This is a genomic window from Bradyrhizobium sp. MOS001 (genome assembly GCF_004634465.1).
GTDB lineage: Bacteria > Pseudomonadota > Alphaproteobacteria > Rhizobiales > Xanthobacteraceae > Bradyrhizobium > Bradyrhizobium barranii.
In genome coordinates, this window is the sequence record NZ_SPVJ01000078.1 from 1 (window position 1) to 15,261 (window position 15,261).

Genomic DNA, 15,261 nt, shown 5'->3' on the forward strand with positions numbered 1-15,261 from the left:
TCAGCCCCTCAATCGAGGTCTCAACTTGAAGTGTTGCTCCGACATCTGAGACCTCCTTAAGCGTGCACGCGCGACGCCACGTGCCGTCGATGGCCATCATTTGCGCGGGCAACGGATGCTCGAAGGTGACCCTTCGGTCTTCTTGCTGTTTTTCTGCGGGCATCGGGTAAACGGAAGTGGTCCCCCCGTATATCCCCGATCAACTAAAAGGTAGTAACCGCGGTCGGGAACAGTTGGCAAATCGGGATCCACTTGGGACACCGAAGTTGAAATACGAACAGCGTCCGTGAAGTACGGCCAGCGCCTAAGGTCGGACACAAGCCAGTGCCCATTTTTGGAATGATGGTCCCAATAGGAACGACGAGCCCGGGCAATTACTTGAGTCGTCGCTGGCTCGCCGGCAGAGCTGGCGGAGCGGCCTCGGCCTACCCCCTTGACCCCCTGCAGCCGGGGCCGTCTCTCCGCCATTATTGTACACCCGGCTCGGCGGCCTCGAGTACGAGAAGCCCGCCACAGTTGCCTGCCGGCCTTCTCGCAACGACTGATCTCCCAACCGCACCGGCGGTTCGCGCCAATTCGGCTATGACGAACTAAGGCCCCGCGGAGTGACGCTCCGCGAGGCCTTGGCTCTTAAAAGCCTACACGCCTTAACCGATCAGTCGATGATTTTCACGACCCGCCGCGTGCGCGGTTCGACGATGACACGGCGGTCGTTCACGACCGCGTAGCGATACTCGGTGTAGTTCGGCACCGGGCGCAAGACCACGGTCGGGGGCAAGGGCTCGCCGACGACGACGCGCTCGTGGATCACGACGGAGTCGTCGCGCGGAATTCCGCCGAGCACGGCATTCGGAATTTCGAGGCCGGCGCCAACGGCCGCACCGACGGTGCCGCCGACCATCGCGCCGACCGGGCCACCGACGTCGCCGCCCGCACGCGCGCCGTCCCTAGCGCCCTGTTCGGTCGTCGACTGGGCAAAGGCTACACTCGACGCCGCCAGCAGCGACACAGCAGCCAATGAAATCGCAAGACCTTTCATGTCCACTCTCTCCAGTGGTTGTTGATGCGCCGTCAACCGCTGGGCCAGAGCATTGTTCCGGTTCCTCCGTGATGAAAGGCGCGCGTCTGGAGAATGTTACTGCGTAACAGTTCAGGCCGCGGCGGCGCAGCGTTGCTGTCAGGCATACGTTGCTAAGACGGGTAGCTCTTGATTGGAAAGCCGCAGTTTCATGGGCCCGTTGCAAGAAGTTGCGACGAAGAAGGCTATCGCAATTATTGCAATCTTTTGCTCGACGGATTCGAAATCCGCGTTTTCTTGAACGACGCGGAGCAATCGAATACACTGCGGCAAATCCTGAAGAAGGATGGGTTCGGGTGATTCCTCCCGGCAACTCGCTGTCCGCTCGCAGTATTCTGAAGGGCTTTGTAGAAATCAGGCTTAAGCGAACGTCCAGAACTTGGCGCACGTGAAGAGCCGCCTATCTCTTCTTTGCCTTCTTCTTTTTGGTAGCTTTCTTCTCAAGCCGCACGCCCTTGAATTTCTTTGCGGCCTTCTTGCCCTTCGCGGGCTTCTTGACGCCCATGAACTCGCCGGACGTCCTGTCGCGCTTGGTGAAAGCGGAAGCTCCGCCCAACGTCGTCTTTGTCTGCGAACGCTTCTTGACCGCACCCTTGCGCGCATTGTCGCCAAACCGGACCCGTCTTGCTTCCTAGCTTGAGGAACGAATCGGCCCTCGTCAAATTGAATCCCGGTTCCGTTGCGTGAGTTGCTTATGCGTCAATTCCGATGGCTTTTGTCGATCGCCCCGAACAGTGACGAGACTGTCTACCTGGTTGCGGACAACTCCGGCCGCAATGGCAGCGCCTGGTGCGAAGTAGACTTGGAGAGCGCGGTGGAAGCCGTCATCCAGGATCTGCTTGCCGGAGAATATCGCAAGCCGATACGGATTGTCGCCTTTAACCCGGCAGAGCGGTGGTCGGAAGATGTTTCCGGGGCCATCGCCCGCGAGATCCAGCGTCGTTGCAATCTGCAACTGAGCGACGTGCCGTCGTACCTGCAGGAGTTTGTGGATCGCTACTCACCACAAGATCTGCAGCAATTCAATCTTTGCCTGGTGTAGCGATGGCCTTCCAGCGGAAAAAGCCGGAAGCGCTGGGCGTCAAGGCACCCTTTCCCGGCTTCATTGAGCCCGCACTGGCATCCTCAATCGATCGCGTCCCATCCGGCGAGCGATGGATCCATGAAATCAAATTCGACGGCTATCGTGTTCAGGTGCATCTCGCCAACGAAGCAGTGAAGGTTTTCACTCGGCGGGGTCACGATTGGACCCGCCGCTTCAAGAAGGTCGCCGAAGACGCCTGGCACATCAAGGCGAACTCGGCCATCATCGACGGCGAGGTCGTGGTGCCGGCCGCCGATGGCAGCACCGATTTCTCGGTCTTGCAGAATGAGCTAAAGGGCACCTCAACCAAGATCGTGCTCGTCGCCTTCGATCTGCTTTATCTCAACGGCCGCGATCTACGGAAAGTCCCCCTGCTCCAGCGCAAGGCTGCGCTGAAGAAGATCATCACCGACACCAACGTCCAGTTCAGCGAGAGTTTCGAGATCGACGGGCGCGAGATGTTTGCGCACGCCTGCAAGGTCGGACTCGAAGGCGCAGTCTCCAAGGTGCGCGACAGCGTGTACCCGGTGGGTCGCAGTAATAATTGGGTGAAGAAAACCTGCGCACAGCGCGAGACCTTGACAATCGCCGGCTACGCGCTCGACGAGGGCAAATGGGACGGCATTTATCTTGGTCGGCGCAAGGGCGAGGATCTGGTTTATGCCGGCAAGGTCGATCACCGCTTCGACAAGACATCGGCCGCCGAGCTGCGAAAGAAGCTTCAATCGCTTGTCCGGAAGACCCAGCCTTACGCGAAGCGGATAGCGCACAAAGGCATCTGGGTCGAACCGAAGCTGCTGGCGGAGATCGAGTACCGCGCCAAATCAGCTGAGGGAAAGGTGAGGCATCCGTTCTTCAAGGGGCTGCGCGAGGATCTTTAGAGCATTGTACGCCTGCCCTGGAGACGAGCAAATGTTTATCTGCTAATTATCCTGCTGGCATGACTACACTAGCATTGATGGTCCCCGCACTGCTCAATCGCTGACGCAGCGCGCGACGGCCCCGAGCGTCCGGGAGGCCTGGGACAGGAGCCGGGACGCCGGGCCGCGAGCGCGCGGCTTGTCAAGCGCACTAAAGCAACCCTCCGCTTTCCGTGCGTCCGCGCGCTCACAATGATAAGTTGCCACATTAAATTCGGCGGTAGACCGCTTGCAAAGTGTTTTACGAGGAACGCTGGCGCTCGACCAACCCGCGTCATGAAGCGCCTCATCAGTCAGCGCAGAGCCGACATGATAAGCCGATCCAGCGCGCGGTCCGGCAGCCAGCGCCGCATGAATAGAATCGGGCCGGCGAGCCTGCCGGCATGATATCGCGTCCGCGGGCGCTTGGCCTCGATCGCCCGCAGGATCAGGTCGCTGACGACGCGCGGGGAAGGAATCTTGCCCAGCCCGGTCATGACCCTCTGCATCTTGATCACCAGGTCGGCATACGCTCCGTTGCCGGAGTAACGTTCCGCTTCTTCCGCAGCGATGCCCCCCATTCGGTCTCTATGCCGCCCGGCTCGATGACGACGACGTCGATGCCGAACGGACGGACTTCGTACCGCAACGTATCGGAATATCCCTCGAGCGCGAACTTGGAGGCGTGGTACCAGCCGCCGAGCGGAGACGCGACCTTTCCGCCGGTCGAGGAGATGTTGACGATCTTCCCTGACTTCCGCGCGCGCATGTGAGGCAGGCATAGTTGCGTCATGCGGGCCACCCCGATCAGATTCACCTCCATCTGGCGGCGGCCGACGTCGATCGGTACGTCCTCCAACGCGCCGAACTGACCGTAGCCGGCGTTGTTGATCAGGACATCGATCCTTCCTCGCTCGGCGACGATACGGTCGACGGCGGCAACCATTGTGGCGTCGTCGGAGACGTCGACCGAAAGGGCCGTGCCGCCGGCCGCCTCGATGTCCTTCATGCGCTCGACGCGACGTGCCGCGCCGTAGACGACGTAGCCCGCCGAAACGAGCCTCAGGGCGATGTCCTTGCCCATTCCCGAAGACGCGCCGGTGACGAGAGCTACGCGTCTGTCCTCGATGCTCATCTGTCGTCCATCCTTGGCTGGTCAGTTTTTCAGGCCGATCGACGACGCTCGGCGAACGAGCCGCCGTCGCCCGTCACTTGGGGGCGTACTGCATCTCGCCGTTGCCGAACGACCAGTTTTCCGGAGACACGTCGACCAGGTTGATGAAGACGTCCTGCTTGCGGATGCCCGTCTTCTCTTGGATGTCGTCCGCGACCTTGCGATAGAAGGCTTTCTTCACGTCGGTGGTCCGACCGGCATTCCATGTGATCTGGATGAATACGATCCCGGGAGTGTAGTCGATGCCGAGGTAGCCTTCCTTCGGGTAGACCAGGTCGCCCGGCGCATGTGTCGAGACGATCATGAACTTGTCGTGGACAGGGACCTTCGCGATGGTCGTCATCGCGTCGTAGACGATGTCGCTGAGCTTCCGGCGCACTTCCTGGGAAATCGAAGCGTCGACGTCTATTCTTGCGAGGGGCATTTTCAAACTCCTTGTTCGGTGGGTGGAATGATTTCCCGTGCATCGTCGCTGACGGGGCGGATGACGACATTCGGGAAGCGCTCGCTACGGGACGTGACCGTTCAGCGTGTCGGTCTTTCCCGCCTGCCAGTCGTCGCTAAGGCCTCCGTACATCGTGTGGTACATCTCGTCGCCCGCGTGCTGAGTGAACTCGACGTTGATCGTCGTCTCGTCGAGCCCGCAGATCTCGATGCACGCCGCCACCAACTGGCGGGCGAGCTCCGCGCGGACCTCCTTCTCGCGACCCTGGCGGATGTCGCACATCAGCAGCGCCGCCGGCCGAGGGTCGCCCGGCCCGCATCGCCACAGGCCGCCCTCTCCGAGCTCGCGGATGGCGATGCTAATCCGATTGATGTTCGCGCTCATCACGTCGGCGTAGATCTCGCCCATGCGCTTGGCGAGGCGACGCTTCTGGTCGACCGAATGCTTGAACGGAGTGTCCAACTGCAGGTAGGGCATTTCGAAATCCTTCAGGCTTGAGTTCAAATGCGACGGAGGTCTACCGCTTCGCGGCGAGCCCCTTCAGATATGACTGCAGCGGCGCAGGAAGGCCCTCGAACCATTCCTGCTCCTTGCCGGGCGGCGGCAGGACGTGCCCGTACTCGACCATGTCCGAAGGCTCGAGGTTGCAGAGGTAGACCCAGACCGATTCCTGCGGAATGTTCGCGATGGCGCTGACGTCGCGCGCGATGTCAACGATGAGCCCTCGACGCACGTCCTCGGACCGGCCGGCCCGGACATCGCCGCGGATCCAGATGTGGCCGTCGGACGGTTCGCCGCCCAGGTAGCGTCTGACCGACGTGTTTTCCTCGATGACGACCTGAGCGAAGTAGGACGGCGCGCCCGTCGCTTCGCTATGGCGCTGGCCGATCGCGATCGCTATCCGGTCCTTCTGCTCGTCGCTCAGGAGTTTCGGAGGAACGGCGCACACATACGTCGGCATGGGCATCTCCTTCGTGTGAGCTAGGTGCGGGCGGCGGCGAGCAGATCGCCGGGTCTGATCGGGAGGCGTCGGAGACGGATGCCCGTGGCGGCGAAGATCGCGTTTCCGATCGCCGGCGCGACGACCGTGGTCGGCGGTTCTCCGAGGCCCATCGGCGCCTCGACGCTGTCGACGAAAGCGATGTCGAATTCGGGCACGTCGCTGATGCGCACCGGCGTGTAGGTGTCGAGGTTGGTGTCGCGGACCTTGCCGTTCGCGAAGTCCGTCCCTTCGTGCAGCGCCATGCTGAGGCCCCAGAGCATTGCGCCTTCGGCCTGCGCACGCGCGCCGTCCGGATCGATGATCGTGCCGGCGTCGATGTCGAGCCACAGTTTGCGCTCCGCGACGACGCCCGCCCTTCTGTCCACCTCGACCTCGGCGGCGCAGGCGCACCAGGTCGGCATTCCACGCTCCTGTCCGAACGAGCTCGCAAGCCCCAGTCCGGTGTTTGCGGGCAGCGAGCGTCCCCACCCGGCGCGCTCGGCGACCCGCCGCAGCACGTTCGCCTGCCGGTTCGCGCCACCGACCGCATTCGGCGCCGACCCCGCGTTGATGCCCCGACCTGTTAGGCGCGCGAGACGGAAGAGGAGCGGATCCTGGCCGATGCTTCGGGCGGCCTCGTCCATGAAGGATTCGAGCGCCCAGTTGGTCCAGCCCGGCGCCACCGCACGCAGCCATCCGGGGCGGAAGCTCTTCTGCGCAAAGTCGTTGTTGATCGCGCGCACGCGGAGCACGCCGACGTCGTACCAATGGTCGGCGCCCGCGATCGAGAACGGATCGTAGAGCGCGCCGTTCGCGCCCTTGACGAGCCCGACCGGGAACATCGCCTTGGTCGGCCAGCCCGCGACGGCCACGTGATCCATCGCGACCGGTCTGCGGTCGGTGTCGAAGCCGATCTTCAACGTCTGCACGGTCGGCGAGCGGATCGAGTCGAGCACGGAATCATCGGAGCGCGTCAGGATCATCTTCACCGGCCGGCCAACAGCCTTGGCGGCCAAGGCTGCCGGGACGCTGTAGTCGCCGTTCAACCGACGCCCGAACCCGCCGCCGATGAGATAGGTCCGCATGACGATCTTTTCGGGCGGCAGTCCTAGCGCCTTGGAGAGCACGGGCAGAATGAAGCTCTGCGCCTGGTTGCCGGTGTGGATCTCCATCACTCCGTCCTTCTCGAACGCCAGCGCGTTGACCGGTTCGAGTTGGAAATGGAGCACGCCCGCGGTCGTGTAGGTCGCCTCTACGGTCGACTTGGCCTCACCGAAGGCGGAGCCGACGTCGCCCCCTCCGGTGTCGAGGACCGCGCCGGCCGCCGGATCGGCGATGAGCCTGGTCGCATGCGCGTCGAGATCCTTGTCGGAAACCTGGGAAGTCTCGTCGTTCTGCCAGGCGACCTGCACCAGGTCGGTGGCCCGCACCGCCGCAGGATAGGTCTCGGCGATCACCATGACCCAGCCCGGGACCGTGCCGGACGGATCCTCGAGCGCGACGCTCCGAATATAGCCCTTCACCTTGCGCGCGGCGCTGTCGTCGATCGAAAGAACCTTGGAGCCATAACGCGTCGGCGGCAGTTTCGGCCGCGCGAAGACCATGTTCTCGACCTCGGCGTCGATGCCGTAGACGGCCTCGCCCTTGGTCTTGGGCGGGATGTCGAGCGCGCGCGTCGACCTCCCGATCAGCGTGCGCTTGTCGGGGGTCTTGATCTTCAGCGCCTTGAGTTCGTCGGCGCTAAATCGCCTGGACAGGTCACCTTGACGTACGATCTCGCCGTACCCGATCGAGCGATCGCCGGCCTCGACGCGGCCCTGCCGCGCGACGCAATCCTGAGGAGTGACACCGAGCAGCTTGGCGCCTTCTTCGATGAGGGTCGCGCGGCCCGCCGCTCCGGCCCGGCTGAAGTCCGGATACGTGGACCACACCGAGGTGCTGCCGCCGGTGACCATGGGGCCCCACTGCGGGTCGGTATCCACGCTGACGAGCCGCACCTGGCTCCAGTCCGCCTCGAGCTCGTCGGCAAGGATGCGCGCGAGCGCCGTCCCGATGTGCTGGCCCATTTCGGCCTTGGCGATGTTGATCGACGTGACGCCATTTGGGTCGATGCTGAACCAGATGGTGGGTTCGAACAGCGGGCCGCTCGTTTCATTGAGGGGATCCGGTAGGGGAAGAAAATTGGCTGCGCCAACCGGAGATGCGAATCCGAATGTCGCAGCGGCCGCAATGCTCGAAACCAGGAACGACCTGCGCGAGAGCATCAGTTCTTCGTTCGGGCGCAGCGGCCTATTCATGGTCCGCACTCCCGACGGACATGGCTGCGGCCGCCTTGATCGCCGCACGGATGCGGGGATACGTCATGCAGCGGCACAGGTTGCCCGACATCACTGCGTCGATGTCCGCGTCGGTAGGCGCCGGAAAGTCCTTCAGCAGCGTGGCCGCCTGCATGATCTGTCCCGACTGGCAGTAGCCGCATTGCGGCACCTGCAGATCGCGCCAGGCCTGCTGCACCGGGTGATCGCCTTGCGGATGCAGGCCCTCGATCGTCGTGATCTCCGCTCCCTCGACGGCACCGATCGGAGTGATGCAGGAGCGCGTCGGCCGTCCGGCGACATGGACGGTGCAGGCGCCGCACATACCTATCCCGCATCCGAACTTCGTGCCCTTCAGCCCAAGCTCGTCGCGGATGACCCAGAGGAGAGGCGTATCGGTCTCCTCGCCGGCGCTGACAGAACGTCCGTTGATCCGGAAATTCGTGGGCATGTCATCCCTCTCCTTTTCCTTGCGCGCGGATTTCACCGACGGTCTTCTCGAGGTGCGGCCACGGCGGCTCGTTGGTGCGGGTGCGGCGGAGATAAGCGGCGATCCGGGCAACCTCTGCGTCGCTGAAGCCCGAGCCGAAGGCCGGCATCACCAGCCCGCTCGCACCTTCGGATGCGTCGATCCCGAACAGGATCACCCGGATCAGGTTGGCGGGATCGGCAAGATGGACGGCGCTGTTGAGCGCAAGATCGGGGCGGCTCGCGTTGATGCCCACTGAACCGTTGTAGTGGCAGGACGCGCAAGCTGCGGCATAGAACCGGGCATCGGGATCGATCTGACGACCAGTGCTGGTCGCATCGGCCTGCAGGGCCTTGGTCACGGCTGCTGCGGCAGTTTGAGATCGCGCGGCATCGCCGCCGACGGAGGCGACGTAAGTCACGAGCGCCTCGCGGTCGTCCGCGGACAAGGCGGCAAGCCCGTGCGCGGCCGGCGACATCGGACCCGAGGGCGTGCCGTGGAAGCGGCTGAGACCCTCGAACAGGTAGGCGCGCAGTTCGTCCGCAATCCAAGGCACGGGGGACGGGTTCGCGGCCGTGAGCGCCGGCGCGAACCAGCCGTCCACCGCAGCGCCCGCGTAGCGCGCGGGCCCGCTCCGTTCGGCGCCGAGCGGATTGCGCGGCGTATGGCAGGCCGAGCAGTGGCTCAGGGCTTCGGCGATGTATGCGCCTCGATTCCACTTCGCGTCGTGATCCGGAGAAGGCTCGAACCTGCCCGACCGGAAGAACAGCAGCTTCCAACCGGCCTGCAGCGCGCGGATTCCGAGCGGAAACAGAAGTTCGTTCGGGCGCGCCGGCGCGTGGACCGCGGGCTGCGTCATCAAGAAAGCGTAGATCGCATCGACATCGTCGTCGGAAACCTTCGTGAAGTGGTCGTAGGGAAAGCCCGGAAAGAGATGCGAGCCGTCCCGGGCGATGCCTTCGTGCACGGCGCGGCGGAAGGCCTCCTTCGACCAGGCGCCGATCCCCGTCTCGCGGTCCGGCGTGATGTTGGTCGAATAGAGCGTTCCGAACGTGCTCTTCATGGCGTAGCCGCCGGCGAACGGTTGTCCACCCTTCACGCTGTGGCATGTCGCGCAATATCCCGCGGAGGACAGCATCGCTCCGCGCGACACCACGCCGGCACTGAAGCTCAACGAAGGCGGCGTCGCGATTTCCGGTATCGTCGGCCGCCAGGCGAATGCGGCGAATCCGAACAGGCCGGCCACGCCCAAAGCGGTCGCACGCAGCACCCACCGGCGGAGCTCCCTGGCGTTCGCTCGCTTATTGGGCTGCGAGTGCGACGAATTGGAAGTCGGCACGATCATGCTCTCCGACGTTCTAGTTGGCGCGAGGGGCGAAACCCCAATAGGGGGACAGCGGCACGATGACGGGAGCCTGCAGGACGCCCGCGCGGACCATCGGCAGTCGGCCGAGCTTTTCGGCAGCGTCGTCGACCGAGTTCGCCTCGACGATCGCGAACGCCCCGCTGCCGTCGCTTCGCAGCCATACCTGCCGGATCAGGTTCTCCATGTAGAGGCCGCGGACCGCCTCGAACTCGGCCTCCAGAAGCTCGTGCGGAGGAGGTGTCTGTGCCTTTTCGGGATTCAGGCTGAAGAGGACCATCAACTGCATGTGCGTCGTCCTTTCGCGTTGCGAGTGCGGCCCGGATGAAAGCGGGGCCAGTGCCGGAAGTGGGCCCGGTGTCTTGGCCGCTCCGGCCGCGCACCTACGAGTAGGCCTCTCCGTCGCCGCCTCAAATGTCTAATAAACGACAGTTTAGGACATGCCGTCAGGCCTCGATCATGGCTTCCCTTCCCCGCGGTCTCGAAAAGGCTGGCCCCCGCAAAGCCTTCGTTGGTGTGTACGGTTCATCAATTGGCGTTTTGATAGAGGTAGTAGTGCCGGAAGCGGTAGATTATAACCCCGAAGCCGCAAGGGCTTTTGAATTGGGTTCATCAATGAAGCGGGGCGAACTCGACGACCTCGTGGCGTACGGGACCATCGCCCGGGCTCGCAGCTTCACCCGCGCAGCAGCCGAGCTTGGCGTTTCGCCGTCCGCCTTGAGTCACATGATGAAGGGGCTCGAGACGCGCTTGGGGGTCCGGCTACTGGCGCGCACGACGCGCAGCGTCGCCGCCACGCTGGCCGGCGAGCGGTTGCTGCGCTCCATCGAATCCGCCGTCGAAGAAGTCGAAACCGGCCTTGCCGCCATGGGCGAATGGCGCGGCGATCCCTCCGGCGCCATCAGGCTCACCGCGTCCCAGTTTGCCGCTCAGGCGGTGTTGGCGCCGGCGCTACCGAAGTTTCTGCTCGCAAATCCTAAGATCTCGGTCGAGGTCAGCGTGGACAGCCGCCTGATGGATCTGGTCCGGGACGGATTCGATGCTGGGATCCGGTGGGGAGGCAACGTCGCCCAGGACATGGTCGCCGTCCGCGTAGGTCCGGATACGCGCCTAATCGTCGTCGGCTCCCCGGATTATTTCGAGCGGAATCCTCGCCCGCAAACGCCGGCAGATCTGGATCGCCACAACTGCATCCTCTATCGCCTCGTCACGGGTGGCGGACTTTTCCCATGGAAGCTCGAGCGTGACGGAAAGGAAGTCCGTACCCGTGCCGGCGGCCAGCTCGTCCTCGACGATCCGGACCTTGCGGCGACGTTGATCTTGGCCGGTGCCGGACTGGGACTGATGCTCGAACCGAAAGCAGCGCCGCACCTGGCGGACGGACGGCTCGTCCAGGTCCTCGACGACTGGTGCGTCCCGTTCCAGGGGCTGCACCTCTACTATCCGAGCAGGCACGTGACGCCCGCCCTGCGGGCATTGATCGATGCGCTGAGGTGGAAGCCGTCCGACGCGTTGCGCGTCTAAGCCGCAGTCTCGCGATCGTCGACCTCGTCCTGGATGTCGATCGACTCGAGCCGCGCGTTGCGACGGAGCACCTGCGGCGGTTGCCCGAACGCGCGCAGGAACGCGCGACGCATGTGGTCGCGGTCGCTGAAGCCGGTTTGCCGGGCCACCTCGTCGATCGAGTGCCGGCTCTGCTCCATCAGATTGCGCGCGCCCTCGACCCGGAGATTCTCGATCGCCTTGGCGGGTGATTGCCCCGTCTCGGCGTGGAATGCCCGGCTGAATTGCCGCGGGCTCAGGCGAGCCGCATCGGCCAGGTCCGGGACGGTCAGGGGCTTGTGCAGATTGTCCCGCGCGTAGGTGAGCGCGGCCTGGATGCGGTCCGACTTCGGAGACAGTTCGAGCAGCGCGGAGAATTGCGATTGGCCGCCGCCGCGGCGATGATAGATGACGAGCTTGCGCGCCACCAACTTCGCAAGCTCCGGACCGAGGTCGTTCTCGATGAGCGCCAGCCCGAGGTCGACGCCGGCGGTCATGCCGGCGGACGTCCAGATCGGGCCGTCATTGATGAAGATGCGGTCCTCCTCCATCTTCATCAACGGGTAGGCCCGCTGCAGATCACGCGCGTGCATCCAGTGCGTGGTGGCGCGCCGACCGTTCAGAAGCCCGGCCTCGGCGAGCACGAAAGCGCCGGTACACACCGCCGCGATGCGCCGGTGACGTTTGGGAGCGTCGCGCACGAAGGCGATCAGACCCGGCGTAGATGGCTCCGGATAGGTCGCGCCGCCGACGACGAGCGTATCGAACGGCTTTTCCGTGAACATCTCCGTCTGAAGCGTCACGCCGGCCGACGTCTTGACCGATCCACCGCGCTCCGAGACGAAGTGGAGGTCGTAAGGCTTTGGATCGACCATCGAATTCGCGACTTCGAAGCCTGCCGTGACGGCGAGGGCCATCAGCGAATATCCGGGGTAGACGAGGAATGCGATGTCACGCATGGCGGCCTCCGACGTCCTAAATCTACGTTTGTATGACATTTGAGACTTGGGGATGCAACCCTATTCTCCATTTGCACGCTCGATCCCGAGCATCAAAGACGGAGAACACCCATGACCAACACCTCCTCCAAAGGCGTGGCCCTCATCACCGGGGCATCGACGGGCATCGGCGCCATCTACGCCGACCGCCTCGCCAAGCGCGGCTACGACCTGATCCTGGTCGCCCGCAACAAGGATCGTCTCGACACGTTGGCCGCGCGTTTGCGGTTGGAGACCGGCCGCCAGATCACCGCGCTGCAGGCCGACCTCAGCGACAAGACCGGCATCGCGAAGGTCGAAGCCGCCATCCATGAAGATCCTAGCATCACCATGCTGGTGAACAATGCCGGCGTCGGCTCGGTCGCTTCGATCCTCCAGGCGAACGTCGACAAGATGGAAGCGATGATCGAACTCAACATCACCGCTCTCACTCGCCTGACCTACGCGGCTGCGCCGGCGTTCGTCGAACGCGGCACGGGCACGATCATCAACATCTCGTCGGTGGTCGGCATCGCGGTCGAGGCCCTGAACGGCGTCTACAGCGCCTCGAAGTCCTACGTTCTGAGCTTCGGTCATTCGCTGCAGAAGGATCTCGCCGATAAGGGCGTTCGCGTCCAGACCGTGCTGCCCGGCGCCACCGCCACCGAGTTCTGGGACGTCGCTGGCTACGCGCCGCAGAAGTCCTCCGAGATCACCATGCGAGCAGAGGACCTTGTCGACGCGGCATTGGCCGGCCTCGACGCAGGTGAGACGGTAACCATCCCCGGCCTTCACGAAGGCGAGGCATGGACCCGATGGGAGCAGGAACGCCGCGACCTGGCCCCCAAATTCCGCAACCCCAAACCCGCCGCACGCTACCACGTGGCCTGACCGGCTTCTCCCACCGAACCGGGGACCTCGCATCTCCAACGCTGTCCCCTCCAAACTAAGGCAATCGAAATGTTTTTCCGCAAACTCGGCGGCGCGCTGGCGCTCGCCCTAACAATGGTGACTCCAATGACCGCTTCCGCACAAACCAAAGGCAAAGTTCTCGTCGTGATGTCCAGCGCCAACGCGCTCGATTTGAACGACGGCAAGACCTACAAGACCGGCTACTATCTGAACGAGTTCGTCGTCCCCTACCGCAAACTGGTCGAGGCCGGATACGAGCCGGTCATCGCCAATCCGAAGGGCGACCTGCCCGTGATGGACGTCAACTCCAACAACGCGATGTTCTTCGGCGGCGACGACGACGCCCGGGCCGCGGCGCTGAAGTACGCCGAGGGGCTCGAGCAGCTGAAGCATCCGAAGACACTGGCTTCCGTCGTCTCGGAAGGCACCAACGGATATGTCGGCCTGTTTATCCCGGGCGGTCATGCGCCGATGGTCGACCTGCTCAAGGACAAGAACCTCGGCAAGATCCTGACCAGATTCCACGAGTCCGGTCGTCCGTCCGTTCGGGCCTTCGAGCGCCTGCTCTTCGCGCCGACCGCGGGCGCGTGGCAACGCAGCGGGCAAGTCGAGGCGCTCGACAAGCGCGGTCATACGGCGGCCTCCTCAAGTAGGCGGTTGCAGCACAGAGACGGACGTCAGCAGCCACCACAATCAGTATAATGATCCATGGGTTAAGGTCATCGCGCCGATGTCTCAGATGGGTCAATCGCGTCGGTTGGCCCCTCAACCGACGACTACCGGTTTGCGTCCGATTCCGGACATGTCGCTGCGTCCCGCCACCGACGCGATGGGCCATGAGCCGACATCGCTCCAATCAAGCGGCGATACTTGTCGGGCTTCTTAGCGGCCGTAAGGGAAGCAGCGGCGGCGATCGAGTGTGAGGCCGAAATGCACTCCCAGCGCAGCGATGGCCGCGTCCTGCTCAGGATAAGGATCGGCATTGGATGCGGCAACGATGATGATCCGGAACCCGCCGCGGTCCTTGCCACCCGGTGGCAGCATCGCTGTAGCCAGGGCATTGCCCTCCCTGTCGCGCAGTGTGAGGAAAACCGGCATCTCTCGCTGTACATAGGCCTCGAGGCCAATGTCGCGCTCGATCGCGTCCGGCCGCTCCGGACGCCAGGACTGGCCTTCTCCCGCTCGTAGCGGAAATATTTCTCGACTGTGTGGCCCATCAGGCGCGACTCATGCGCCGCTTCACCTTCCGTCTCGATACGGAACCAGGTCTTACCCTTCGGCGCGTCGCAAACGTACCGCATTTTGCTCGTCCCGCGATCGCCGCAATTCTAGGGCGGCGGGCCTACAAAGCCAATATGAGGCTCGCTCCCGTGTATAGCGCTGCACGATCAGAGGGGCTAAGAGTTCTTGATTGGACGTTGAAGTTCTAGTGAGCCCAAACAATACTAGGTCGACGGGAATAATCCTCTTCAAGGAGCGTCCCGATGCCTGACGTAAGGGAAAAGCAACGCGAAGCCCGCCGGAAGATCATTCGCCAATGGGCGAAGCTTCCGAAGGATAAACGGCAGTCTATGGAGGGGATTTCTGAATTCGCCAGGACCGCCGCTCAGCAGAACGATAACGCATTCGTCCGCAGTCGTCGCGATCCGTATCAGACGATCATAGGATGGCTATTGCCGCGTGCTCATCTCTGAACGACTGAGTCCTCTGCACATCCTTCGAAGGCGACACCGGGTTCTTCAGCTTGCCCCCATGTGGCGAACGGCCCGCGCGATTTAGGGAGCAAACCACGCACCTTGTCGCAAACCACATTGAGCGCGATTTTGTGAATCCGATCAGGCGACGCCCGATTTCCGTTAATGGGATGGTCCGGCCGTGCTCCTGCCCCGCCAGCGATAAGCTGGCCAGGGGCGCCAAGACAAGGAGCACGCCATGTCCCAGACACTCAATACCGCGATCGCCGTGATCGGCATCGATATCGGCAAAAACTCGTTCCATGTCGTGGGCCACGATGCGCGCGG

At 63.4% G+C, this 15,261-nt stretch carries 19 protein-coding genes; 5 read left to right on the forward strand and 14 right to left on the reverse strand.

What is annotated here, in order from left to right; translation table 11 throughout:
• Positions 1-655 precede the first annotated feature (655 nt).
• Positions 656-1,039 carry a DUF1236 domain-containing protein gene (locus CT676_RS41290; protein ID WP_135217091.1) on the reverse strand — a complete coding sequence of 128 codons (384 nt, stop codon included), beginning with the start codon at positions 1,037-1,039 and terminating at the stop codon, positions 656-658.
• A gap of 439 nt (positions 1,040-1,478) precedes the next feature.
• Positions 1,479-1,634 (reverse strand): hypothetical protein, encoded by a 156-nt coding sequence (locus CT676_RS44615; RefSeq protein ID WP_244623491.1) that lies wholly within the window; start codon positions 1,632-1,634, stop codon positions 1,479-1,481.
• A gap of 138 nt (positions 1,635-1,772) precedes the next feature.
• Here CT676_RS44615 and CT676_RS41295 point away from each other — a divergent pair, with 138 nt between their 5' ends.
• Together CT676_RS41295 and ligD are read left to right on the forward strand one after the other, a co-directional pair.
• Positions 1,773-2,120, forward strand: a complete 348-nt coding sequence (locus tag CT676_RS41295) for a hypothetical protein (RefSeq protein WP_085399444.1) — start codon at positions 1,773-1,775, stop codon at positions 2,118-2,120.
• A gap of 2 nt (positions 2,121-2,122) precedes the next feature.
• Positions 2,123-3,043, forward strand: a complete 921-nt coding sequence (ligD, locus tag CT676_RS41300; protein ID WP_085399445.1) for a non-homologous end-joining DNA ligase — start codon at positions 2,123-2,125, stop codon at positions 3,041-3,043.
• Between the two features lie 332 nt (positions 3,044-3,375).
• Here ligD and CT676_RS46360 read toward each other — a convergent pair whose 3' ends face one another.
• The 9 genes from CT676_RS46360 to CT676_RS41340 all read right to left on the reverse strand — a co-directional run bounded on the left by CT676_RS46360 (position 3,376) and on the right by CT676_RS41340 (position 10,098).
• On the reverse strand, positions 3,376-3,558 hold the full coding sequence (locus tag CT676_RS46360; protein WP_343287582.1) for a hypothetical protein: 183 nt from the start codon (positions 3,556-3,558) through the stop codon (positions 3,376-3,378).
• 17 nt (positions 3,559-3,575) lie between these two features.
• Positions 3,576-4,196: an oxidoreductase gene (locus CT676_RS41305; protein WP_343287583.1), complete on the reverse strand. Its 621-nt coding sequence runs from the start codon at positions 4,194-4,196 to the stop codon at positions 3,576-3,578.
• A 73-nt stretch (positions 4,197-4,269) separates the two neighbouring features.
• Positions 4,270-4,659: a tautomerase family protein gene (locus CT676_RS41310; RefSeq protein WP_085399446.1), complete on the reverse strand. Its 390-nt coding sequence runs from the start codon at positions 4,657-4,659 to the stop codon at positions 4,270-4,272.
• Positions 4,660-4,743: 84 nt separating this feature from the next.
• Positions 4,744-5,157 (reverse strand): tautomerase, encoded by a 414-nt coding sequence (locus tag CT676_RS41315; RefSeq protein WP_085399447.1) that lies wholly within the window; start codon positions 5,155-5,157, stop codon positions 4,744-4,746.
• A 40-nt stretch (positions 5,158-5,197) separates the two neighbouring features.
• Positions 5,198-5,641 carry a tautomerase family protein gene (locus CT676_RS41320; RefSeq protein ID WP_244623492.1) on the reverse strand — a complete coding sequence of 148 codons (444 nt, stop codon included), beginning with the start codon at positions 5,639-5,641 and terminating at the stop codon, positions 5,198-5,200.
• Between the two features lie 20 nt (positions 5,642-5,661).
• A complete protein-coding gene (locus tag CT676_RS41325) occupies positions 5,662-7,959 on the reverse strand; it encodes a molybdopterin cofactor-binding domain-containing protein (protein ID WP_135217092.1) in 2,298 nt (765 codons plus the stop codon).
• The gene (locus CT676_RS41330) at positions 7,952-8,428 is read right to left on the reverse strand and encodes a (2Fe-2S)-binding protein (RefSeq protein WP_135217093.1); all 477 of its coding nucleotides are present in this window, start codon (positions 8,426-8,428) and stop codon (positions 7,952-7,954) included. The genes CT676_RS41325 and CT676_RS41330 overlap by 8 nt, the downstream gene beginning before the upstream one ends.
• A 1-nt stretch (position 8,429) precedes the next feature.
• Positions 8,430-9,716, reverse strand: a complete 1,287-nt coding sequence (locus CT676_RS41335; protein ID WP_244623493.1) for a cytochrome c — start codon at positions 9,714-9,716, stop codon at positions 8,430-8,432.
• 88 nt (positions 9,717-9,804) lie between these two features.
• Positions 9,805-10,098: a hypothetical protein gene (locus tag CT676_RS41340; protein WP_085399450.1), complete on the reverse strand. Its 294-nt coding sequence runs from the start codon at positions 10,096-10,098 to the stop codon at positions 9,805-9,807.
• A 326-nt stretch (positions 10,099-10,424) separates the two neighbouring features.
• Between CT676_RS41340 and CT676_RS41345 the strand changes: the two genes are divergently transcribed.
• Positions 10,425-11,333, forward strand: a complete 909-nt coding sequence (locus CT676_RS41345; RefSeq protein WP_085399451.1) for a LysR family transcriptional regulator — start codon at positions 10,425-10,427, stop codon at positions 11,331-11,333.
• Here the strand turns inward: CT676_RS41345 and CT676_RS41350 are convergent.
• Entirely contained in the window at positions 11,330-12,310 is a 981-nt protein-coding gene (locus CT676_RS41350) for a GlxA family transcriptional regulator (protein ID WP_085399452.1), read from the reverse strand. The two genes, CT676_RS41345 and CT676_RS41350, sit on opposite strands and share 4 nt — an antisense overlap.
• A 111-nt stretch (positions 12,311-12,421) precedes the next feature.
• Between CT676_RS41350 and CT676_RS41355 the strand changes: the two genes are divergently transcribed.
• Both CT676_RS41355 and CT676_RS41360 read left to right on the forward strand, forming a co-directional pair.
• The gene (locus CT676_RS41355; RefSeq protein ID WP_085399453.1) at positions 12,422-13,219 is read left to right on the forward strand and encodes an SDR family oxidoreductase; all 798 of its coding nucleotides are present in this window, start codon (positions 12,422-12,424) and stop codon (positions 13,217-13,219) included.
• A gap of 126 nt (positions 13,220-13,345) precedes the next feature.
• A complete protein-coding gene (locus CT676_RS41360; RefSeq protein ID WP_205124632.1) occupies positions 13,346-13,942 on the forward strand; it encodes a type 1 glutamine amidotransferase domain-containing protein in 597 nt (198 codons plus the stop codon).
• A gap of 180 nt (positions 13,943-14,122) precedes the next feature.
• Here CT676_RS41360 and CT676_RS45780 read toward each other — a convergent pair whose 3' ends face one another.
• Both CT676_RS45780 and CT676_RS44940 read right to left on the reverse strand, forming a co-directional pair.
• Entirely contained in the window at positions 14,123-14,338 is a 216-nt protein-coding gene (locus tag CT676_RS45780) for a hypothetical protein (RefSeq protein ID WP_244623494.1), read from the reverse strand.
• A gap of 561 nt (positions 14,339-14,899) precedes the next feature.
• A partial coding sequence (locus CT676_RS44940) for a hypothetical protein (protein ID WP_205124633.1) occupies positions 14,900-15,261 on the reverse strand: 362 nt, incomplete at its 5' end.

Excerpts from the sequence above, each read along its gene's own strand:
- CT676_RS41320 (WP_244623492.1), bottom strand. The coding sequence starts at position 5,641 with ATGCCGACGTATGTGTGCGCCGTTCCTCCGAAACTCCTGAGCGACGAG.
- CT676_RS45780 (WP_244623494.1), bottom strand. The coding sequence starts at position 14,338 with ATGCCGGTTTTCCTCACACTGCGCGACAGGGAGGGCAATGCCCTGGCT.
- CT676_RS41295 (WP_085399444.1), top strand. The coding sequence starts at position 1,773 with ATGCGTCAATTCCGATGGCTTTTGTCGATCGCCCCGAACAGTGACGAG.
- CT676_RS41340 (WP_085399450.1), bottom strand. The coding sequence starts at position 10,098 with ATGCAGTTGATGGTCCTCTTCAGCCTGAATCCCGAAAAGGCACAGACA.
- CT676_RS41345 (WP_085399451.1), top strand. The coding sequence starts at position 10,425 with ATGAAGCGGGGCGAACTCGACGACCTCGTGGCGTACGGGACCATCGCC.
- CT676_RS41330 (WP_135217093.1), bottom strand. The coding sequence starts at position 8,428 with ATGCCCACGAATTTCCGGATCAACGGACGTTCTGTCAGCGCCGGCGAG.
- CT676_RS41290 (WP_135217091.1), bottom strand. The coding sequence starts at position 1,039 with ATGAAAGGTCTTGCGATTTCATTGGCTGCTGTGTCGCTGCTGGCGGCG.
- CT676_RS41305 (WP_343287583.1), bottom strand. The coding sequence starts at position 4,196 with ATGAGCATCGAGGACAGACGCGTAGCTCTCGTCACCGGCGCGTCTTCG.
- CT676_RS41360 (WP_205124632.1), top strand. The coding sequence starts at position 13,346 with ATGACCGCTTCCGCACAAACCAAAGGCAAAGTTCTCGTCGTGATGTCC.
- CT676_RS41350 (WP_085399452.1), bottom strand. The coding sequence starts at position 12,310 with ATGCGTGACATCGCATTCCTCGTCTACCCCGGATATTCGCTGATGGCC.
- CT676_RS41325 (WP_135217092.1), bottom strand. The coding sequence starts at position 7,959 with ATGAATAGGCCGCTGCGCCCGAACGAAGAACTGATGCTCTCGCGCAGG.
- CT676_RS41310 (WP_085399446.1), bottom strand. The coding sequence starts at position 4,659 with ATGCCCCTCGCAAGAATAGACGTCGACGCTTCGATTTCCCAGGAAGTG.
- CT676_RS46360 (WP_343287582.1), bottom strand. The coding sequence starts at position 3,558 with ATGACCGGGCTGGGCAAGATTCCTTCCCCGCGCGTCGTCAGCGACCTG.
- CT676_RS41315 (WP_085399447.1), bottom strand. The coding sequence starts at position 5,157 with ATGCCCTACCTGCAGTTGGACACTCCGTTCAAGCATTCGGTCGACCAG.
- CT676_RS41355 (WP_085399453.1), top strand. The coding sequence starts at position 12,422 with ATGACCAACACCTCCTCCAAAGGCGTGGCCCTCATCACCGGGGCATCG.
- ligD (WP_085399445.1), top strand. The coding sequence starts at position 2,123 with ATGGCCTTCCAGCGGAAAAAGCCGGAAGCGCTGGGCGTCAAGGCACCC.